The 19,770-nt window shown below is 73.7% G+C and carries 16 protein-coding genes; 8 read left to right on the top strand and 8 right to left on the bottom strand.

The features are described 5' to 3' along the window. Nucleotides 1-25 precede the first annotated feature (25 nt). Nucleotides 26-1,006 carry an acetylxylan esterase gene (locus tag ACIQGZ_RS12485; protein ID WP_402601282.1) on the top strand — a complete coding sequence of 327 codons (981 nt, stop codon included), beginning with the start codon at nt 26-28 and terminating at the stop codon, nt 1,004-1,006. A 51-nt stretch (nt 1,007-1,057) separates the two neighbouring features. Here the strand turns inward: ACIQGZ_RS12485 and ACIQGZ_RS12480 are convergent, their stop codons facing one another. Together ACIQGZ_RS12480 and ggt are read right to left on the bottom strand one after the other, a co-directional pair. Beyond that, nucleotides 1,058-1,861, bottom strand: coding sequence for an exodeoxyribonuclease III (locus ACIQGZ_RS12480; protein ID WP_402601281.1), 804 nt, complete (start codon nt 1,859-1,861; stop codon nt 1,058-1,060). Between the two features lie 172 nt (nt 1,862-2,033). Next, nucleotides 2,034-3,845 (bottom strand): gamma-glutamyltransferase, encoded by a 1,812-nt coding sequence (gene ggt / locus ACIQGZ_RS12475; protein WP_402601279.1) that lies wholly within the window; start codon nt 3,843-3,845, stop codon nt 2,034-2,036. Nucleotides 3,846-4,094: 249 nt separating this feature from the next. Here ggt and ACIQGZ_RS12470 point away from each other — a divergent pair, with 249 nt between their 5' ends. Both ACIQGZ_RS12470 and ACIQGZ_RS12465 read left to right on the top strand, forming a co-directional pair. Next, on the top strand, nt 4,095-4,574 hold the full coding sequence (locus tag ACIQGZ_RS12470) for a MarR family winged helix-turn-helix transcriptional regulator (protein WP_402601277.1): 480 nt from the start codon (nt 4,095-4,097) through the stop codon (nt 4,572-4,574). Beyond that, on the top strand, nt 4,574-6,265 hold the full coding sequence (locus ACIQGZ_RS12465) for an MDR family MFS transporter (protein ID WP_402601275.1): 1,692 nt from the start codon (nt 4,574-4,576) through the stop codon (nt 6,263-6,265). The genes ACIQGZ_RS12470 and ACIQGZ_RS12465 overlap by 1 nt, the downstream gene beginning before the upstream one ends. 166 nt (nt 6,266-6,431) lie before the next feature. Here the strand turns inward: ACIQGZ_RS12465 and ACIQGZ_RS12460 are convergent, their stop codons facing one another. After that, nucleotides 6,432-7,598 (bottom strand): ROK family glucokinase, encoded by a 1,167-nt coding sequence (locus ACIQGZ_RS12460; protein ID WP_402601274.1) that lies wholly within the window; start codon nt 7,596-7,598, stop codon nt 6,432-6,434. Nucleotides 7,599-7,846: 248 nt separating this feature from the next. Here ACIQGZ_RS12460 and ACIQGZ_RS12455 point away from each other — a divergent pair, with 248 nt between their 5' ends. The 3 genes from ACIQGZ_RS12455 to ACIQGZ_RS12445 all read left to right on the top strand — a co-directional run bounded on the left by ACIQGZ_RS12455 (nt 7,847) and on the right by ACIQGZ_RS12445 (nt 13,055). Next, nucleotides 7,847-8,239 (top strand): STAS domain-containing protein, encoded by a 393-nt coding sequence (locus tag ACIQGZ_RS12455; RefSeq protein WP_402601273.1) that lies wholly within the window; start codon nt 7,847-7,849, stop codon nt 8,237-8,239. Between the two features lie 218 nt (nt 8,240-8,457). Further along, entirely contained in the window at nt 8,458-9,585 is a 1,128-nt protein-coding gene (locus ACIQGZ_RS12450; RefSeq protein ID WP_402601272.1) for an XdhC family protein, read from the top strand. Between the two features lie 290 nt (nt 9,586-9,875). After that, on the top strand, nt 9,876-13,055 hold the full coding sequence (locus tag ACIQGZ_RS12445; protein WP_402601270.1) for a glycosyl hydrolase 115 family protein: 3,180 nt from the start codon (nt 9,876-9,878) through the stop codon (nt 13,053-13,055). Nucleotides 13,056-13,095: 40 nt separating this feature from the next. Here the strand turns inward: ACIQGZ_RS12445 and ACIQGZ_RS12440 are convergent, their stop codons facing one another. The 3 genes from ACIQGZ_RS12440 to ACIQGZ_RS12430 all read right to left on the bottom strand — a co-directional run bounded on the left by ACIQGZ_RS12440 (nt 13,096) and on the right by ACIQGZ_RS12430 (nt 16,100). Further along, a complete protein-coding gene (locus ACIQGZ_RS12440; RefSeq protein ID WP_402601268.1) occupies nt 13,096-13,839 on the bottom strand; it encodes an IclR family transcriptional regulator in 744 nt (247 codons plus the stop codon). 192 nt (nt 13,840-14,031) lie between these two features. Next, complete coding sequence (locus ACIQGZ_RS12435) at nt 14,032-14,838, bottom strand: class I SAM-dependent methyltransferase (protein ID WP_402601266.1); 807 nt, start codon at nt 14,836-14,838, stop codon at nt 14,032-14,034. Nucleotides 14,839-14,954: 116 nt separating this feature from the next. After that, entirely contained in the window at nt 14,955-16,100 is a 1,146-nt protein-coding gene (locus tag ACIQGZ_RS12430; RefSeq protein ID WP_402601264.1) for an alpha/beta hydrolase, read from the bottom strand. 312 nt (nt 16,101-16,412) lie between these two features. Between ACIQGZ_RS12430 and ACIQGZ_RS12425 the strand changes: the two genes are divergently transcribed. Then, a complete protein-coding gene (locus ACIQGZ_RS12425; protein ID WP_402601263.1) occupies nt 16,413-16,748 on the top strand; it encodes a MoaF-related domain-containing protein in 336 nt (111 codons plus the stop codon). 90 nt (nt 16,749-16,838) lie between these two features. On the opposite strand, the gene ACIQGZ_RS12420 is transcribed toward ACIQGZ_RS12425, so the two are convergent. Then, nucleotides 16,839-17,492 (bottom strand): transglycosylase SLT domain-containing protein, encoded by a 654-nt coding sequence (locus ACIQGZ_RS12420; RefSeq protein ID WP_402601262.1) that lies wholly within the window; start codon nt 17,490-17,492, stop codon nt 16,839-16,841. 821 nt (nt 17,493-18,313) lie between these two features. Between ACIQGZ_RS12420 and ACIQGZ_RS12415 the strand changes: the two genes are divergently transcribed. Beyond that, a complete protein-coding gene (locus ACIQGZ_RS12415; RefSeq protein ID WP_402601260.1) occupies nt 18,314-18,871 on the top strand; it encodes a DoxX family protein in 558 nt (185 codons plus the stop codon). Nucleotides 18,872-19,286: 415 nt separating this feature from the next. On the opposite strand, the gene ACIQGZ_RS12410 is transcribed toward ACIQGZ_RS12415, so the two are convergent. After that, a complete protein-coding gene (locus tag ACIQGZ_RS12410) occupies nt 19,287-19,664 on the bottom strand; it encodes a (2Fe-2S) ferredoxin domain-containing protein (RefSeq protein WP_402601259.1) in 378 nt (125 codons plus the stop codon). Between the last annotated feature and the right edge of the window lie 106 nt (nt 19,665-19,770).

The following is a 19,770-nucleotide window of genomic DNA, read 5'->3' as shown; positions in this document are numbered from 1 at the left end:
CTCCATCCTCAGGAGTAGCCAGCCCATGCCGCTCACCGACCTGCCCCTCGACGAGCTGCTCGCCTACCGCCCCGAGATCGCCGCGCCCGCCGACTTCGACGCCTTCTGGGCGGAGACCCTGGAGCTGGCCCGCGCACACGGCGGGGCACCGGTCTTGACGCCGGTCGAGGACCATCTGCTCCCCGCCTTCGACGTCTTCGACGTGCGCTTCCCCGGCTGGAACGGCGAGCCGATCGCCGGCTGGCTGATGCTGCCGCGCGGCGCGGCCGAGCCGCTGCCGACCGTGGTCAAGTACATCGGCTACAGCGGCGGCCGGGGCGTGCCCACCGACCACCTGCTGCTGCCCGCCGCCGGGTACGCCCACCTGATCGTGGACAGCCGGGGCCAGGGGCACGACACCCCGGACCACGGCGAGGGCCCCGGCACCCAGTGGGTCGAGGGCTTCATGACCCGGGGCATCGAGGACCCGCGCCACCACTACTACCGGCGGCTGATGACCGACTGCGTCCGCGCGGTGGACGCGGCCCGGCAGCTGCCCCAGGTGGACCCGGAGCGGATCGTGGTCTGCGGCGGCAGCCAGGGCGGCGGTCTGGCGCTGGCCGTCGCCGGTCTGGCCGGCGACCTGGTCGCGGGTGCCCTGATCGACGTGCCGTTCCTCTGCCACTACCGGCGGGGCACCGATGTCGCCCCCGAGGGCCCGTATGTGGAGGTCGCCAAGTACCTGCGCTGGCACAGCCAGGACATGGCGGACACCGCCTTCGCCACCCTCGCCTACTTCGACGGCATGCACTTCGCCGTCCGGGCCACCGCACCGGCGCTGTTCAGCGTCGGCCTGATGGACCCGATCTGCCCGCCGTCCACCGTGTACGCCGCGTACCACCGGTACGCCGGGGAGCGCGACATCCGCGTCTGGCAGTACGCGGACCACGGCGGCGGCTACGGCGCGACGCCCCGCGAGCAGTTGAACTGGCTGCGCGACCGGGGGCTGGCGCCCAAGGGCGTCTGACCCGGTCGGCAGGGCGGCCCCCGCTGCGGGGGCCGCCCTGCCGACGAGCGGTCAGAGATCCAGGTCGACCACGACGGGGGCGTGGTCGGAGGTGCCCTTGCCCTTGCGGGCCTCGCGGTCCACATAGCTGTCGGAGACGGCGTCGGCGAAGGGCTTGTTGCCGTACACCAGGTCGATGCGCATCCCCCGGTTCTTGGGGAAGGCCAGCTGCCGGTAGTCCCAGTAGGTGTACGGGCGGTCGTACTTCAGCGGGCGGGGCACCACGTCCGCCAGACCGGCGGAGCGCAGCGAGGCCAGCGCCTCGCGCTCGGCCGGGGTGACATGGGTGGAGCCCTCGAAGACCGCCGGGTCCCAGACGTCCTCGTCGGTGGGGGCGACATTGAAGTCACCCAGCACGGCGAACGGCCGCTCGCCGGCGGCGTCGGCCAGCACGCAGGCGCGCAGCGCGGCCAGCCACTCCAGCTTGTAGGTGTAGTGCGGGTGGCCGACCTCGCGGCCGTTGGGCACATAGACCGACCAGAGGCGCACCGGGCCGCAGGTGGCGGCGACGGCCCTGGCCTCGACCTCCTCGATCATCGCGCCGTCGGCCAGGTAGCCCGGCTGTTCGAGCAGACCGCGTGCCACATCGGTCAGGCCGATCCGGGAGACGATGGCGACGCCGTTCCACCGGCCGGTGCCATGGGCGGCGGTCTCATAGCCCAGCTCCTTGACCGCGTCGTATGGGAAGGCGTCGGTGGAGCACTTGAGCTCCTGGAGGCAGACCGCATCGGGCTCGGCTGCCGCCAGCCATTCCAGGAACTTGGGCAGCCTGGCGGTGATGGAGTTGATGTTCCAGGTGGCGATGCGGACGGTCACGGCGGGCGGGCCTCCCGGGGCGGCGCGGACGGGTGCGGGGCGCCTGCCGGACACCCCGGACCAAAGCTACCGCCCGGCACCGACAGCGGCCCCCGACCACGGGCCGGGGGCCGGTGGTCAGGGGCCGCTGGGCCAGATCAGCGGTGGGGCCAGAACAGCAATCAGGGCCGGCTCAGCGAGCCGGGGTGACCACGGCGGCCGAGCCGCCGCCGCGCCGCACCGGTTCGGCGGCGGCGATCCAGCGGCCGTCCGGCAGCCGCTCCACGCCGGTGGCGGCGCCGATCTCCCCCACGTCGTTGAAGGCGTGGCCGAGGGCCGTCAGCTTCGCCCGCTCGGGCAGGGCCAGGAAGGCCGGCTCCGCGTCGCTCACCGCGGTGTTGCGCTGGCTGGCGCGCGGCGCGGCGATGGCCTGCTCCAGGGTCAGCCCCCGGTCGATCCGGCCGAGGAGTACTTGGAGCACGGTGGTGATGATGGTCGCGCCGCCGGGCGAGCCGGTGGCGAAGAGCGGCCTGCCGTCCTTGAGCACGATGGTCGGTGCGATGGAGGAGCGCGGGCGCTTACCCGGGCCGGGCAGGTTGGGGTCGGGCACGCCCGGGGTGACCGGGGTGAAGGAGAAGTCGGTCAGCTCGTTGTTGAGCAGGAAGCCGCGCCCGGGGACGGTCATCGCGCTGCCGCCGGTCTGCTCGATGGTGAGGGTGTAGGAGACGACGTTCCCCCAGCGGTCGGCGACGGTCAGGTGGGTGGTGTTGGGCCCCTCGAAGGTCTGCCCGGCGGCCCGGCCCGCCGTGCCGCAGGCGGCGGGGTGGCGGGGGTCGCCGGGGGCGAGCGGGCTGGTCAGTACGTGGTCCGGGGTGATCAGGCAGGCTCGTGAGTCCGCGTACCGCCGGGAGAGCAGCTGCCGGGTGGGCACGTCGTTGAAGCGCGGGTCACCGACCCAGCGGTTGCGGTCCGCGAAGGAGATCCGGGACGCCTCCAGGAAGCGGTGGTAGTACTGCGTGCCGTCCAGCCGGTGCAGGTCGGTGCCGGCCAGGATGCCGAGCGCCTCACCGACGGTGGTGCCGCCGGAGGAGGAGGGCGCGATGCTGTAGACGTCCAGGCCCCGGTAGCGGACCCGGGTCGGTGCCTGGCGGCGTACGGCGTAGGCCCGCAGGTCGTTGCCGGTCAGCGCGCCGGGGCGCACGGTGCGGGTGGCGGCCGGGTCGAGTTGCGGGTGCTGGACGGTGCGGACGATGTCGGCGCCGATCGGGCCCCGGTAGAGCGCGGTGGTGCCGTCGCGGCCCAGCAGCCGGTAGGTGGCGGCCAGGTCGGGGTTGCGCAGGGTGGAGCCGACGCCGGGGAGGGCGCCGCCGGGCAGGAAGAGCGCGCGGGTGGCGGGGAAGTCCCGGAAGCGGGCCTCGTTGGCGGCGGTCTGGTCGCGGAAGGTCTGGTCGACGGTGAAGCCCTGCTCGGCGATCCGCTCGGCGGGCTTCAGCACCTGGCCCAGCGACCTGCTGCCCCAGAGCCGCAGTGCCTGCTCCCAGGTGGCGGCGGTGCCGGGCACCCCGACGGAGAGGCCGCTGGTCACCGCGTCGGCGAAGGCCAGCGGCTTGCCGTTCTCCACGAACAGGTCGCGGTCGGCGGTGAGCGGCGCGGTCTCCCGGCCGTCGAGGGTCTGCACCTTGCCGGTACGGGCGTCGTAGTGGACGAAGTAGCCGCCGCCCCCGATCCCCGCCGAGTACGGCTCGGTGACCCCGAGCGCGGCGGCGGTGGCGACCGCCGCGTCCACCGCGTTGCCGCCGGCCCGCAGCACCTCGATCCCGGCGGCGGTGGCATCGGGGTCGACGCTGGCGACGGCGCCGCCGTAGCCGACGGCCTCGGCGGTCCTGGGTGGTGGCGGGGGCGGGGCCGGCTGCCCGGCGGCGGGCGGGGCGGCGACGGTGGCGGCGGTCGCGGCGAGGGCGACGGCCAGGGCGAGGGAGGGCGTGAGGCGGTGCGGGACACGCATGCGTACCTCCGGAGACGACGTCCAGACCGTTCTTTCACAGCCGCCGGGTGGGGCACAACAGCGCCTCGTCACGGTGCGTGGCCCGCCGGGTGCGGCCTGGGGTCGGCTCCGGGCGGTGTCGGCCGGCCGGGTGAACCCGGCGGAACCGGGCAAAGCGGGAGCGAAGACCGCTTCGTATGCCGAAAGTTGCCCGAGGCAACCAATTCGTCTATGGTTGCTCCAGGCAACTAGACGGAGGGTGTGTTCGCTATGGGCCCGCAGGACCACTGCGGTGAGCTGCTGCTCCAGCTCAGCAGCACCGGCTCGGTGATCAGAGCGGTGAAGCGCGAGCTACGCCCCGGAGCACCGCGCGGCGGCTTCGCACTGCTCGGCATGCTGAGCCGCTGCGGCGACCTGCGGGTGGGCGAGGTGGCCGAGCTGTTCGAGGTCGACATGTCCGTGGCCAGCCGCCACGTGGCCGACCTGGAGGAACACGGCTGGGCCGAGCGCACGCCCAACCCGCACGACCGGCGGTCCTGGTACGTCCGGCTGACCCCGGCGGGCGAGCGGATGGCCCAGCAGCGGCTGGCCCAGGCCCGCGAGGTGCTGGCCGACGCGCTGGAGGACTGGTCCGACGCGGACATCGCCGCCCTGACCGACCTGCTGGCCCGCCTCCGTACGAGCTTCGACGCCCGACGCGTCCGCACTTCAGACCTCTCCCGCACAGCTTCGGGAGCGAAAGGACTTTGATGAAATCCGAAGCACCCACCGGGGTGCGGGAGGCGGCATCCGGCCCGGCTGCCCCGATGTCGCACCGCCAGATCATGGAAGCGCTGTCCGGGCTGCTGCTCGGCATGTTCGTCGCGATCCTGTCCTCGACCGTCGTGTCGAACGCACTGCCGACGATCATCGCGGACCTGGACGCCAGCCAGACCGCCTACACCTGGGTCATCACCTCGACCCTGCTGGCCACCACCGTCTCCACCCCGATCTGGGGCAAGCTCGCCGACCTGACCAGCAAGAAGGTGCTGGTCCAGCTGAGTCTGGCGATCTATGTCATCGGTTCGGCCGCCGCCGGTCTGTCGCAGAACGCCGGGATGCTGATCGGCGCCCGGGTGATCCAGGGCCTCGGCGCCGGCGGCCTCACCGCGCTGGCACAGGTGATCATGGCGGCGATGATCTCGCCCCGTGAGCGCGGCCGCTACTCCGGCTACCTCGGTGCGGTGTTCGCCCTCGCCACCATCGGCGGCCCGCTGATCGGCGGCGTGATCGTCGACACCTCCTGGCTCGGCTGGCGCTGGTGCTTCTACGTCGGCGTACCGTTCGCGATCATCGCGCTGATCGTGCTCCAGAAGACCCTCCACCTGCCGATCCACCGGCGGAAGGTGAAGGTCGACTGGGCCGGCGCGACGCTGATCACCGCCGCGGTCTCGCTGCTGCTGGTCTGGGTCTCCTTCGCGGGCGGCAAGTACGACTGGATGTCCTGGCAGACCGGCGCCATGGTGGGCGGCGCGGCCGTCCTCGCGGTGCTCTTCCTGGCGGTGGAGTCCCGGGCGACCGAGCCGATCATCCCGCTGCACCTGTTCCGCAACCGCACCATGAGCTTCGCCGTCGCGGCCAGCATGATGATCGGTGTCGCGATGTTCGGCGCCACCACCTTCCTCGGCCAGTACTTCCAGCTGGCCCGGGGCGACTCCCCGACCATGGCCGGTGTGATGACGCTGCCGATGATCATCGGCCTGGCGCTCTCCTCGACCATCGCCGGGCGGATCATCTCGCAGACCGGACGCTGGAAGATCTTCCTGGTGATGGGCGGTGTGCTGCTCACCGCCGGGTTCGGCCTGATGGGCACCCTGCGGCACGACACCAACTACTGGCTGGCCGCCGTCTACATGTTCCTGGTCGGTGTCGGCGTCGGCACCACCATGCAGAACCTGGTGCTCTCGGTGCAGAACCAGGTGCGGCCGCAGGAGCTGGGCGCGGCCAGCTCGGTCGTGGCCTTCTTCCGCACCCTCGGCGGCGCGATCGGCGTCTCCGCGCTCGGCGCGGTGCTCGCCGACCGGGTCGCCGACTACACCGCGGACGGCCTGGCCGAGCTCGGCATGCCCAGCGCGCCGGGCGACGGCGCCATTCCCAAGCTCTCCCTGCTGCCCGCCCCGGTGCGCGGCGTGGTGGAGGACGCCTTCGGGCACGGCGTCGGTGACGTCTTCCTGTACGCGGCGCCCGCCGCGCTGCTGGCCCTGGTGGCCATCCTCTTCATCAAGGAGGTGCCGCTGCGTACGGACAACGCCGAGCAGCAGCGCGGCAGTGACCCGGACCCGGTGGCCGCCACCGCGCCCGGCCGGGACGGCCACCGCGAGCAGCCCGAGCCGGCGGCGGTCGCCGCCGCCGACGGGACGGCCCCGGCGGGTGACCGCAGCGAGCTGACCGCAGAGGGCTGACCGCACACCCCGGACCGTGGGAGGGCCTCGGTCCGGCCGCCGGCCCCGCTCAGGCGGGGCCGGCACCGGCGGGCTCCGGCCGGACCGAAGGGCATCCGGTCCGGTCGGGGCCCGCTTCGGCGTACCCGGGGTCGACTCGGCGCGCCGGGCCGCACGGCGGCCGGGGTCAGCCGGAGTGCCCCGGGGCGCCGCCGTGCCGCTCCACCCGGCGGCGCTTGACGGTGCGGAAGCGGCGGGCGACCTGCCGGGCCAGGTCGGCGGCCCCGACCAGGCCCGCTTCATTGCCCAGCTCCGCGAGGACCAGCTGCGCCTCCGGCCGGAAGCCGCGCCCGGTCAGCGTACGGCCGAAGGTGTCCCGGGCCGGGCCTAGCAGCAGGTCACCGGCGGCGGAGACACCGCCGCCGATCACAAACCGGCCCGGGTCCAGCGCGGCGGCCAGGTTGGCGATCCCGACGCCCAGCCAGCGGCCCACGTCGTGCAGCAGCTCCACCGCCACCGGGTCACCCTGCTGCGCCGCCTCGGTGACCAGCGGCCCGGTGATCGCGGCGATGTCGCCCCCGGCCCGCTCCAGCAGCGGCTGGGCCACCGGGGACTCGGCGGCGGCCAGCTCGCGGGCCTCCCGGACCAGGGCGTTGCCGGAGGAGTACTGCTCCCAGCAGCCCCGGTTGCCACACGGGCAGCGGTGGCCGCCCGGCACCACCTGCATATGGCCGAACTCCCCGGCCATCCCCCATCGGCCGCGCTCCAGCAGCCCCTCCTTGACGATGGCGCCGCCGATGCCCGTCCCCAGGGTGATCATCACCAACTGGTCCTCGCCCCGGCCCGCGCCGAAGCGCCACTCGGCCCAGGCGGCGGCGTTGGCGTCGTTCTCCACCACCACCGGGAAGCGCAGCCGCTCCGCCAGGGCCTGCCGCAGCGGCTCGCCACGCCAGTTGAGGTGCGGCGCGAACAGCACCTTGGACCGCTCGGCGTCCACCCAGCCCGCCGCGCCGATGCCCACCGCGTGCACATCGTGCCGGTCGGCCAGGTCGAGGACCAGTTCCACGATGGTGTCCTCCACCACCTTGGGGCTCTTGCTCTTGTCCGGGGTCTCGGTGCGCAGCCGCTCCAGCACCCGGCCGTCGGCGTCCACCACGCCCGCCGCGACCTTGGTGCCGCCGATGTCGATGCCGATGGTGGGCAGCCGCAGCGAGCTGAGGTGCAGCGAGCGCCGGCGGCGGCTGGCACCGCGGTAGCCGATCCGGCCGCCGAGGCCGCCGAGGCCCGCGCCGCCGTCCGATCCGGGCACGGAGAACCTGCCGTACCGCTCCCGCCTGCCGCCGCTGCCGCTCATACCGTGCCGCCCCTGCCGTGCCGCCGTGCTTCCGTACGGGGCGCCACTCGATCGCGCCCCGGCGAGCATACGCAACGCCCGGCCGGGCCGGGAGCGGGCGGACACCGGACGAATCCGCCGGTGGGGCGCGCCCGGCCGCAGGAGTACGGTCGCACAGCGTGCACACCCGGTGACAGAACCACCCCGGGGAGCCTAGAGTTTGTGCACCCCGCCGGTCGCGGACGGCGACCGGCATCGGAAGGGGGCACATGGTGAAGACGCTCCCCCGCCGCGCCGCCGAGCCACCCGAACCGGTGTACCAGGACGGCCTGCTCCAGGTCGTCCGCACTGCGGGCGGCGGCGCTCTGGCGCTCTCCGGCGATGTGGACGCCTCCAATGTCACCCGGCTGGCCCGGGTGCTCTCCACCGAGGCACGCAGACCGGCCGGCCCCACCGGGCCACCGGCCAGCGTGCACCTGGAGCTGTCCGGACTGGAGTTCATGGACGTGGGCGGGTGCCGGTTGCTGGTGCACACGGCACAGGCCCTCTTCGGCGACGGCGAACGGCGGCTGGTGCTGCACGGTCTGGCGCCGCATCTGCGCCGGGTGATGCGGGTCGTCGGCTGGGACCGGACGCCGGGCCTGGACATCCCCACCGACTGACGGGCGGTCGGTGGTCGATGGTCGATGGTCCCGATCGGTGACCCCGGGTCGGTGGGGCGGGCGGGTGGCGATCCTTCCCGTCCGGCCCGCCGGCCCGGGGACGGGGTTCGGGCGGAGCACTTCGCCGTGCGGCGCGCGGGGGGCGCCTGAGATCCTGGGCGTCCCGGCAGCGGACGCCCGCCCGGCGGTCTGCGGCGGGCGGGCAAGGAGCCCCCGAGATGCGCGAGATCGCCGAGCGGTTGCAGGCGTGGACGGCCGCCGGGCGCCCGTTCGCGCTGGCCACCGTGGTCTCGGTCACCGGCAGCGCCCCGCGCGGCCCGGGTGCGGCCCTCGCGGTGGACGGCGGCGGTGAGGCGGTCGGCAGTGTCTCCGGCGGCTGCGTGGAGGGGGCGGTGTACGAGCTGTGCCAGGAGGCGCTGCGCAGCGGCCGCCCGGTAATCCAGCGGTTCGGGTACAGCGAGGAGGACGCCTTCGCCGTCGGGCTGACCTGCGGCGGCAGCGTCGAGGTCCTGGTGCAGCCGGTGCGGCCGGGGGCGGCGGCGGGGCTGGCCGCCGGGATCGCCGCGGTGGCGGCCGGGGCGCCGGTCGCGCTGGTACGGGTGGTGGGTGGGCCGGAACCGCTGCTGGGCGCGGCGCTGGCGGTGACCGCCGAGGGCCATCACGGTGGGCTGGGCGCGGAGCGGCTGGAGCGGGCCGCCGTGCTGGAGGCGCGGGCACTGCTGGCGGCGGGGCGTACCGGGCGGCTGCTGCTGGGTGGGGACGGGCGGCCGTGCGGGGGCCGGGCGGCGGACGGCGTGGCGCTGTTCGTGGAGTCGTATGTACCGCCGCCCCGGCTGCTGGTCTTCGGCGCGGTCGACTTCGCGGGGGCGGTGGCCCGGATCGGGTCGTTCCTGGGCTACCGGGTCACGGTGTGCGACGCGCGGCCGGTGTTCGCCACCCGGCGCCGCTTCCCGGGGGCGGACGAGGTGGTGGTGGACTGGCCGCACCGCTATCTGGCGGGGCAGGCCGCCGCCGGGGCGCTGGACGGCCGCACGGTGGTGTGCGTGCTCACCCATGACGCCAAGTTCGACATCCCGCTGCTGGAGGCGGCCTTGCGGCTGCCGCTCGCGTACGTCGGCGCGATGGGGTCACGCCGTACGCACCGGGACCGGGTCGCCCGGCTGCGCGACGCGGGGCTGACCGAGGAGCAGGTACGGCGGTTGCGCTCCCCGATCGGGCTGGACCTGGGGGCCCGTACGCCGGAGGAGACGGCGGTGGCGGTGGCCGCCGAGGTCGTCGCCCACCGCCGGGGCGGCAACTGCCAGCCGCTGGCTGCGGGCAACGGGCCGATCCACCACAACGCCTGACCCCTCCGGGGACCCCAGCCACGCACCACCCCGGGGGCGCGGACACCCACCGGGCCGCCACCACCCGGGGCAGCGGGTGACGGTCCGCTGGGTGGGTGACGCGGGTGCGGGGTCGGTCGCGCAGGTCCTCCCTGACGGGTCGACCGTCACCCCCTCGGGGGGGATCACCGCAGTTCCTGGCGTCTCCGGCGGGCAGGACCGAAATCTTTCGTTCGCGGCAGCCCATTGCCCCGGAGCCGTGCTGTCGCCAGTATTTGTCAGGGCCGTAACCAAATTCGCAGGGAGTGGTAATGAACAGCCATTTTCCGCCGCACCTGAGCCGCCGCTCCGCGCTCGGTCTGGGTCTGGGCCTGACCGCGCTGGCGACGCCGCTCGGGTCCGCCCTGGGGCTGTCGGGTGAGGCGTGGGCCTCCGCGTCGGGCGGCAAGGCGAGACCGACCGATCCGGGTTCGTATGTGTCGTTCAGCGCCAAGTCGGGCAGCTTCCCGCTGGTCAGGGCGCGCCGGGCGGTCCCCCTGGTGGTCAGCGGCAGCGACTACCCCGGTGTCGTACGGGTGGTCGGGGACCTCCGGGACGACATCGAGCGGGTGACCGGGGTGCGGCCGGCCGTGTCGCAGGACGCGATACCCGGTCAGCGCGAGATCGCCATCGTCGGCACCATCGGCCGCAGCCCGCTGATCGACCGCCTGGTGGCGGCGGGCAAGCTGGACGTCAGCGGGATCGCGGGCCGCTGGGAGACCTCGTTGCAGGTCGTGGTGGAGAAGCCGCTGCCGGGCGTGGACCGGGCCCTGGTGATCGCGGGCAGCGACCAGCGCGGGACGATCTTCGGCGCGTACGACCTCTCCCGGGGCATCGGCGTCTCCCCCTGGTACTGGTGGGACGACGTACGGCCGCGCCACCGCGACGAGCTGTACATCCTGCCCGGCCGGCACACCCAGGGCACGCCGGCCGTGAAGTACCGGGGCTTCTTCATCAACGACGAGAACCCCTCGCTCGGCACCTGGGCGCCGGAGTACTTCGGGCCCGGCAAGGCGCCCGGCTTCGAGGGCGGCTTCAACGCGGCCTTCTACGCCAAGGTGTTCGAGTTGATGCTGCGGCTGAAGGCCAACTACCTGTGGCCGGCGGTCTGGGGCCGGGCGTTCGCCGAGGACGACCCGCAGAACCATGCCACCGCGAAGCGCTATGGGGTTGTCATGGGCACCTCGCACGAGGCCCCCATGATGCGCGGCATCGAGGAGTGGAACCGGCACGCCGTGGCGGCGGTCCGGGACAGCGCGGGCAACATCACCACGCCCGGCCACGACCCGTACGGCGGCACCGGCGAGTGGTCCTTCCGCCAGAACGCCGAGGCGCTCAAGGCGTACTGGGCCGACGGCATCCGCCGGATGGTGGACCAGGACTTCGAGGGCGTGGTCACCCTCGGTATGCGCGGCAACGGCGACACCAGCCTGCCGGACGGCGACGGCATCGAGCTGATGACCGAGATCATCGCCACCCAGCGGAAGATCCTCGCGGACGTCACCGGCAAGGACGTCACCACCATCCCGCAGGTGTGGACGCTCTACAAGGAGGTCCAGCGCTACTGGGACCGGGGCCTGCGGGCGCCCGACGACGTCACGGTGGTGCTCACCGACGACAACTGGGCCAACGTCCGCAAGCTGCCGAACCTGAAGACCGACGCCCGCAGCGGCGGCTACGGCCTCTACTACCACTTCGACTACGTCGGGGCGGGCCGCAACTACAAGTGGGTGGACACCACCTCGCTGCCCAACATGTGGGACCAGCTCAACCAGTGCTACACCTACGGCAACCACGGCCTGTGGATCACCAACGCCGGTGACGTCAAGGGCAATGAGCTGCCGACCCAGTTCTTCCTGGAGTACGCCTGGGACCCGCAGCGCTGGCCGCTGGACCGGCTCGGCGAGTGGGAGCAGCAGTACGCCCGGCAGAACTTCGGCGAGGAGCAGGCGGCGGCCGTCGCCGCCCTGCTGAGCGGCTACGGGCAGCTCCAGTCCCGCCGCAAGCCGGAGCTGCTGAACCGGAAGATCACCCTGGACCCGGCCAAGAACCCGGCCACCGACTCCTCGGCCGTGGTCAACGACGACCAGGCCACCCCGTTCAGCCTGACCGACTACCGGGAGCTGGAGCGGGTCACCGAGGACTGGCAGCAGCTGGCCGCCGACGCCGCCCGGATCACCCGGCGGCTCCCCAAGGCCGACCAGGACGCCTGGTATGAGCTGGTCGGCTACGAGGTGCAGGCCACCGCCAACCTGTACGAGCTGCGCAAGGCCGAGTTCACCAACCTGCACTACGCGGCGCAGGGCCGGGCGCTGACCAACGACCTGGCCGCCGCCGCCGAGGCGCGGCTCGCGGACGACAAGGCGCTGGCCGACCGGTTCGGCACCAGCATCGCGGGCGGCAAGTGGAAGGGGTTCCAGACCCAGCCGCACATCGACTACGGCGATGTGGACCGGTACGGGCCCAATGCGCCCTGGCAGCAGCCGGAGATCGACAACGTCGCCATCCCGGATGTGCTCTTCCCGGCCGTGAAGCGGATCAGCCTGCCGGCCGCCGCCGAGATGGGCGTGGCCGTCGACGGTTCGGACAAGTGGTGGCCGCAGGAGCGCGGCCAGGCGGTGCTGCCGGTCTTCAGCCCGTACCAGAGCCAGCCGGCCCAGTACATCGAGGTGTTCAACCGGGGCCGGCAGTCCTTCGAGTACCGGGTGCGCACGGGGGTCTCCTGGCTGACCGCCGACCGGCCCGGCGGCCGGGTCGACAAGCAGGTGCGGGTCACCCTGCGGGTGGACTGGTCGCGGGCGCCCAAGGGCACCACCAAGGTGCCGGTCACCGTCTCCGGGCCGGGTGGCCGCAGCGTGGTGGTGCAGGCGGTGGTGGACAACCCGAAGACGTCCCGCTCGCAGCTGGCCGGCTTCGTGGAGGCCAACGGCTATGTCTCGATGGAGGCCGAGCACTACTCGCGGGCGGTGTCCTCGGGCGGTGTCGGCTGGCAGCGCATCCCGGGCATCGGGCGCACCGGCGCGGGCATGGAGCCGTTCCCGGTCACCGCGGCCCGGCAGACCCCGGGCGGCCGGGCTCCCCGGCTGGAGTACACGGTGAGCCTGTTCAGCACCGGGCCGGTCACCGTGTGGGCGTATCTGTCGCCGCGCAACAACACGCTGGCCACCGACGGGCTGAAGTACGCCGTCTCCTTCGACGACGACCGGCCGCAGACCGTGAACATCACGACGGTGACCGGTGCGGACGACGGCACGATGAACGCGCAGTGGGCGCGCAACACCTCCGACAACGTCAACCTGACCAGCACCGCGCACCGGATCGGCAAGGCCGGGGTGCATGTGCTGAACTTCTGGATGGTCGACCCGACGGTGGTGCTCCAGAAGCTCGTGGTGGACACCGGCGGGCTGCGGCCCAGCTACCTGGGTCCGCCGGAGAGCCACCGGCTGCGCTGAGGCACCGGGGCGCCCGCATCGCGCGGGCGCCCCGGTCCGGTCAGAGCGCCATCGCCAGCACCACCCGGGCCGCCCGGGAGGCCAGCAGCTCGGCGGCCCGCCGCAGCCGGTGGGCGTTCTCCACCGGGAGTGAGACGGCCAGGCAGCCGACCGTGCCGCCCGCCGTCAGCGGCACGGCGGCGCAGACGCTGCCGACGGCGTACTCCCGCAGGTCGAGCACCGGGACGCTGGCGGGCTGCCGGTCGAGCCGGTGCAGCAGCTGCTCGGGGTCGGTGACGGTGCGCGAGGTGAGCCGGGCGGTGGGGTGCCGGGCGAGGTGGTCCCGGCGGCCGGCGTCGTCCAGCTGGGCGAGCAGGCACTTGCCGATGGCGCTGGCGTGGGCCGCGGCCCGGAAGTCCACCCACTCCTGGACGGCGGGGGCGGCCGGTCCGGCGGCGACGGCCTCGACGCGGACCTCGCCGTCGCGGTAGCGGCTCAGGTAGACGGCGGCGCCCAGTTCGTCGCGCAGCCGCAGCAGCCGGGCGCGGACCGCCTCCTCCCGGGAGCGGCGGCCGAGCGGTGCCAGGGCCCGGCCGATCCGGTAGCCGCCGTCGGACCGGGGGCGCAGATAGCCCTCCTGCGCCAGCAGGGCGGCGGTGCGGCGGACGGTGGCGGGCGGCAGGTTCAGCTCGTGGGCGAGGGCGTCCGGGGTGGCGCCGCCACGGTGGCGGTCCACCGTCTCCAGCAGGCGCAGCGCCAGCTGCACCGGGCCCGGTCGGGCCGGCTTCAGGTCTTCTCGGGTCACCCGTGCCCCCTGCTCCGGCGTGCGGTGTCGCCCAGCGGTGACGGGCCGACTTCGAACGGTCACCAGCCTACCGGCGGCGGGGGCGTCATGGCCCGGTCATGGCAGATCGTACGGCCGGAGAGCCGCTGGTCAGCCCCTGGCATATGCCAGGAGCAACCGGGGCGGCGATCCGCCACCCCGGTCGGGCCCGCCTCAGGCGCGGCAGAGGATCTCACCGTGCAGTACGGCGAACCAGCCGTCCTCGGCCGCGCCCCACCCGCGCCAACCTGCGGCGATCCGGCGTAGCGCCTCGTCGTCGGCGCGGCCCTGCTCGACGGCCTGCCGGGCGATGGCGGAGGCGGTCATCCGCTCCGCCCACATCTCGCTCCACCATGCACGCTCCCCGGGGGTGGCGTAGCACCAGGTGGACGCGGACGGCTCGATCTCGGTGAAGCCGGCCCGGCGCGCCCAGGACAGCAGCGTCCGGCCCGCGTCCGGCTCGCCGCCGTTGGCGGCGGCGACGGCGCGGTAGAGGTCGCGCCACTCCTCCAGCGGCCGGTTGTGCGGGTACCAGGTCATGGCCTGGTAGTCGGAGTCGCGGGCGGCGACCACGCCGCCCGGCCGGCACACCCGGCGCATCTCGCGCAGCGCCTGCACCGGGTCGGTGACGTGCTGCAGCACCTGGTGGGCGTGGACGACGTCGAAGGAGTCGTCCGGGAAGTCCAGGGCGTGCACATCGGCCACGGTGAAGTCGACATTGGCCAGCCCGCGGTCGGCGGCGGTGCGCCGGGCCTGCTCCAGCACCTCTTCGGAGACATCCGCCGCGGTCACCCGGCCGGGGCCGACCCGCTCGGCCAGGTCGGCGGTGATGGTGCCCGGACCGCAGCCGATGTCCAGGACGTCCGCTCCCGCCCTGAGGTGCGGCAGCAGGTAGGCCGCCGAGTTCTCGGCGGTACGCCAGGTGTGGGAGCGCAGCACGCTGGCGTGGAATCCATGCGTGTAGACGGTGCGTGACGGCATGTCGGCCACCTTCGTCGTAGCGGTGCGAGGACGCTCCAACGATAGATCCTCATCCCACTTCCTGAGAATCACGTATTGAGATGTGAGACGGCGCTCCATTGTTGCTGGTAGAAGGCTCAGCCGACTTTGAGCTGCTCGGCCAGCCACGGCAGCGCCACCGGCAGCTCCCGGTTCCAGGTGCGGAAGTTGTGGCCGCCGCTGTCCAATGTGATGGAGGCGACCTTCATGGGCGGCCGGACCGCCGCGATGAAGCTCTGAGTGGCCTCGTAGTCGTGCTCGCCCTCCCTGCTGCTGGCGAGCAGCACCGAGACCGGCGGCGAGGCCAGGTGCCGCAGCCGCCACAGCAGGTCGTTCTCCCGGCGCAGCCGGGCGCTGCCGCCGAAGAGGTCGCCGGTGGTGGCGTCGACCGCCGACTGGTAGTAGCCGGAGAGCGAGACGGCGGCGCTGTACGCCTCGGGGTGGCGCATGGTGAGCTTGAGCGCGCAGTACCCGCCGGTGGAGTCGCCGATGATGCCCCAGCCGTGCCCCCCGGCGGCGACCCGGTACGTCTGCCCCAGCGCCTTGGGCACATCGCGGACGAAGAACGTCTCGGCCTGCGGGCCGTGCGGCACGTCCTGGCACTCGGTGTCGCGCGGCGGGGTGACCGTCGGCCGCAGCAGCACCAGCACGGTGGGCTGCATCCGGCCCTGGCCGAGCAGGTCCAGCTCCAGCTTGGGGAGGTTCAGCCGGGTCACCAGGTTGTGGGCGTCCCCCGGGTAGCCGGTGAGCGCCACCACCACCGGCAGCCTGCGGTGGGCGTAGTCGGCGCGGAAGTACTGCGGCGGCAGGTAGACGTACCCGTCCTCGGCCAGCCCGGACCGCCCCCCGGAGATCCGGACCCGCTCCACCACCCCGGACTGCTGCGGCCCGCCGTCGCCCAGCCCGGCCACCCGCACCCGGCCCAGCGACTGGACGCCGGTCTGGTAGACGGTGCCCGGCCCGGAGCCGCCGCCCGTCGAGAGGTGGTTGGTCACGGTGACCGGCTGGTTGCCGCTCGTACCCAGCAGGTCGCCCCAGGAGGCGTAGAAGGAGAAGTAGTTGTTGACCACCAGGCCGAGCGCGGCCAGCGTCAGCAGCTGGGTCACCAGGATGGTGCCCAGCCGGCCCAGCACCGCGGCCCAGTGGCGTTTGGCCAGCCTCGGCCACGTCCATACCGTCGCCACCACGCAGGCCACCGCCACGAGGCTCACCACCACGAGCAGCGTTTGACTGGTCAGACCCATGATTCCGGACGCTCCGTCCCCCCTCTGGCGGGGTCACCGTGCCACTCCCGCCGCCGACGCGAGCAGGAGCCGCAGAGCGTCCTCCGCGTCCCGGCCGACGACGGCAGTGCCGTCGGCCTGTCCCCTACCCAGCTTCGCCCGCCGCAGGGCGGCACCGATCGCCGCGCAGGGGGAAACGACCCCCGCCGATCAGCGGGGGTCGACGGTTGTACGCGCAGCGGGCCGGACACCCGGTACCACCCGCCGCCCGCGATATCGTCACGGCGGGCGGCCGTCCTCGCCGCCCGCCGCCGGACAGGAGCCTCACGAGCAATGAGCGACAGCGCACCGCCGCCGGCCTTCGCCGGCCGCACCTACCTCTTCCGCGTCGACAACGGCGCGGAGTTCCGCAACACCTACTCCGCCGACGGCGGCCGGCTGAGCTGGGAGGGGCTGGGCGAATCGGCGGGGCAGCACGACGACGTGGCGCTGCATGTGGCGCAGATCGCACCGGACGTCTACTTCGTCAACTGGACCGAGCGCAGCGGCCTCACCGTCAGCCATGTGATGGACCTCGGCGCGCTCACCGTACGGGTCTTCTGGACGTACGAGGGCGAGGGCGGCCGGGTCGGCGAGCTGCACAGCGGCCGCCTGGAGCCGATCGGCTGACCACGCGCGCACGCACGGCTGCGCCCCGCTCCCCCGGTCGGGGGGAGGCGGGGCGCAGCCGTGGTGAAGCGCCGGCGACCGGGGTGCCGATCAGTACCAGTGGTGGGTCTGCCAGAAGGACCAGGCGGCGTTCGGGCTGCCGTAGCGGTCGTTCATGTAGGACAGGGCCCACTTGATCTGGGTGACCGGGTTGTTCGCCCAGTCGGAACCGGCCGACGCCATCTTGGAGCCCGGCAGGGCCTGCGGCAGGCCGTAGGCGCCGGAGGAGCCGTTGGTGGCGTGGATGTTCCAGTCGCTCTCGTGGGTGATGATGGCGTTGAACGCCTCCCACTGGCCGGCCGGGACCATGCTGCGGGCCAGGGCCTTGACGGCGGCGGCGCTGGTGTCGCCGTTCCAGCTGGTGCTGGCCAGCGGGGCGCGGGACGCCGCACGGGACGCCTCGTTGGCGGCGACCCGGGCCTTGGTGTTCAGGTGCGCGATGTGCAGCTTGTGCAGCCGGGTCTGCTCGGCGGCGGACGCCTGGTTGGCAGCCACGCGGGCCTGGGTGTTCAGGTGCGCGACGTGCAGCTTGTGCAGGTGGCTCAGGTGCGCCAGGTGCGCGACGTGGGCCTGGTGGGCGGACACCGGGGCGGTGGCCGCCGAGGCGCTCGCCGGGACGGCCATCGCGGCGGCCGAAGCCAGGCCGGCGGCGGTCAGGACGAGGGCGGTACTCCGGCGCAGGCCGGTCATGGAGGTAAGACGCATGGGGGGAGAGACCTCAATCGGTTGGCTCGGCTCCGACTCGCACGGCGGCAGCGCGGCGGTGGGCCGCAGCAGCCTCGGTGGCGTCGGAACCGTGGGCACGCCGGTTTCGGTTGGTGCCGGACGGGCACGCCCCGCAGGGGTCCGCTGCCCGGGGGATCGGGCGGTGCGGTGAGCGGGGCGCCTAGCAACTGGGGCAAGTCTTAGCCCGCTCTCCGGGCGGAGCCAAGAGGCGTTGCTACGGCCGCCGATCGTAGGCGAACCGTCCCGGCCGACCCCGGCGGGCGGCGGGAGGTACCCGGCCTCGGCACCCTCAAACCTAGGGCCTCGAAATTTGCGAAATCTGCTGGCGTACGCCGCTGACCTGCTCGGATGCCCTTCGGCTGGGGTCTGCTGCCCCACCTGGCCCGGCTTCGTCCGGATGAAGATCCGATGAGAGGCGTTTCGCAGTCGCCGCATCAACTACCGCGCTTCGTTGACGCCCCGGGGCCTGTGAGCGGCATCACCTCACCGGGCCCTCTCCGACCCCGCCGGGGGTGGCGTGCGGCACACGATCGGGGTGCTCCCGGCCGGGTTCCGGGTGGCTGTCCCCCATCCGGAGCAACCGTTTTGCCGGGCGAGGCCGCGACCGCGCCTCCCTGTGGGCCCCTATAGAGGGGACGAGCCGCAGCGGGCCGCTTCGGCCAAGCGGCGGACCGGCGTCGGCGGGCGGGTCCGGGCCGAGGAGCGGGTCCGGGCCGAGGGGCAGCGGTGGGCCGATCGGGTTACGGTGCGAAGGGTGGCCGCCTGATCGGGCCACCGCAACCACGTTGGGAGGCTTGGCGATGACCTGTGGGAACGCGCGAGACCTCGGCCTGCTGGCACTGCGCGGCGCGCTCGGCGGCACGCTGGCCGCGCACGGCGTGCAGAAGCTTTTCGGCTGGCTGGGCGGCGGCGGCCTCGACGGGTCGGCTGCCGCCATGGACTCGATGGGCTTCCGGCCCGGCCACCGCAACGCACTCGCCGCCGGGCTGGGCGAAGCGGGCGGCGGCACCCTGCTGGCCCTCGGGCTGGCGACCCCGGCGGCCGGTGCGGCGGGGCTGGGCACCATGGTGGCGGCCGCTGCGGTGCACGCCCCGAACGGCTTCTTCGCGGCCGGCGGCGGCATGGAGTACCCGATCCTGCTGGGCGCCGCGTCCGGTGCGCTCGCCCTGACCGGGCCGGGCCGCTACTCGCTGGACCACCTGCTCGGCGGCGGCCTGGCCCGGCCCGGCCTGGGCCTCGCCGCCGTCGGCACTGCGGCGGCGGCGTCGGCCGTCGTGCTGGTCCGGCGGCGGCGGGCGCTGCACGCCGAGGCGGCGGCGGTCGAGGCCCGCGCCGCCAACCTCGACGTCCTCCCCTGAACGGGGCCGCGACCAACCCAAACCCGCGCACTCGACCAGCCCCGCACCACCCCAGGGGCGCGAGGAACTGCGCGACCAACCCACCACAACCCCAACCCGCGCACTCGACCAACCCGGCACCACCCCAGGGGCGCGAGGAACTGCGCGACCAACCCGATACCGAGGCGCACGATTCCTCGCAGCGGACCCCGGCAGTGCCTGAGGAGCTGCATGGTCACTGTTCACTTGCAAAGTGCGGTCGTGCAGGGTTTCTCGCGCAGTTCCTCGCGCCCCTGAGGAGCTGCATGGTCGCTGCACGCTTGCAAAGTGCGGTCGTGCAGGGTTTCTCGCGCAGTTCCTCGCGCCCCTGCGGAGCTGCATGGTCACCGTCCGCTTGCAAAGTGCGGTCGTGCAGGGTTCCCCTCCCCCCGGGGGGTCAGGGGCGGGGGATGCGGTGGAGGTCGAGGGTGGTGGGGGCGGGGGTGAGACCCGGGCCGCCGGCGAGGGTGTAGGAGATGACGTCCGCGATGACGTCCTCGTCGAGGGCCCAGCCGAGCCACTCCGCACGGCCGCCCCGGATGCGGCCCCGGGTGGAGGGCTGGACCACCAGGACGTTGGCCCGCTCGCACGGTCCGAGGCAGTCCGTGGTGCGTACCGCCAGCGCTCCCCCGGACTCGGCCGCTGCCCGCCGCAGCCGGTCGAGCTGGCCGTCGTGGTCGGTACCGGGGTGCTTGCGGGCGGAGCCGCAGCAGCACCCCCGGCAGACGACGACGGTGCACGGCCGGCCTGCTCGGGTGATCGTCACACCGGCCATCCTGCCAGGCGCCCGCCGACCGTCTTGACGTGCCCGTTGTTCACTGTTGTTCGAGCGTGCGTAGTAGCTTGACCCTGCCGCCCGTCGCCTCTCTGTGAACAGGAAG

The sequence above is a fragment of the Streptomyces sp. NPDC092296 genome (assembly GCF_044755465.1).
Lineage (GTDB): Bacteria > Actinomycetota > Actinomycetes > Streptomycetales > Streptomycetaceae > Peterkaempfera.
Note: the sequence above shows the minus strand (reverse complement) of the source record. Positions and strands in the feature narration are given on the sequence as shown.

Coding starts and splice junctions, on each gene's coding strand:
- ggt (WP_402601279.1), bottom strand. CDS start 3,845: ATGCGTGTCCCGCACCGCCTCACGCCCTCCCTCGCCCTGGCCGTCGCC.
- ACIQGZ_RS12455 (WP_402601273.1), top strand. CDS start 7,847: ATGGTGAAGACGCTCCCCCGCCGCGCCGCCGAGCCACCCGAACCGGTG.
- ACIQGZ_RS12445 (WP_402601270.1), top strand. CDS start 9,876: ATGAACAGCCATTTTCCGCCGCACCTGAGCCGCCGCTCCGCGCTCGGT.
- ACIQGZ_RS12415 (WP_402601260.1), top strand. CDS start 18,314: ATGACCTGTGGGAACGCGCGAGACCTCGGCCTGCTGGCACTGCGCGGC.
- ACIQGZ_RS12465 (WP_402601275.1), top strand. CDS start 4,574: ATGAAATCCGAAGCACCCACCGGGGTGCGGGAGGCGGCATCCGGCCCG.
- ACIQGZ_RS12410 (WP_402601259.1), bottom strand. CDS start 19,664: ATGGCCGGTGTGACGATCACCCGAGCAGGCCGGCCGTGCACCGTCGTC.
- ACIQGZ_RS12435 (WP_402601266.1), bottom strand. CDS start 14,838: ATGCCGTCACGCACCGTCTACACGCATGGATTCCACGCCAGCGTGCTG.
- ACIQGZ_RS12420 (WP_402601262.1), bottom strand. CDS start 17,492: ATGCGTCTTACCTCCATGACCGGCCTGCGCCGGAGTACCGCCCTCGTC.
- ACIQGZ_RS12470 (WP_402601277.1), top strand. CDS start 4,095: ATGGGCCCGCAGGACCACTGCGGTGAGCTGCTGCTCCAGCTCAGCAGC.
- ACIQGZ_RS12485 (WP_402601282.1), top strand. CDS start 26: ATGCCGCTCACCGACCTGCCCCTCGACGAGCTGCTCGCCTACCGCCCC.
- ACIQGZ_RS12460 (WP_402601274.1), bottom strand. CDS start 7,598: ATGAGCGGCAGCGGCGGCAGGCGGGAGCGGTACGGCAGGTTCTCCGTG.
- ACIQGZ_RS12425 (WP_402601263.1), top strand. CDS start 16,413: ATGAGCGACAGCGCACCGCCGCCGGCCTTCGCCGGCCGCACCTACCTC.
- ACIQGZ_RS12450 (WP_402601272.1), top strand. CDS start 8,458: ATGCGCGAGATCGCCGAGCGGTTGCAGGCGTGGACGGCCGCCGGGCGC.
- ACIQGZ_RS12430 (WP_402601264.1), bottom strand. CDS start 16,100: ATGGGTCTGACCAGTCAAACGCTGCTCGTGGTGGTGAGCCTCGTGGCG.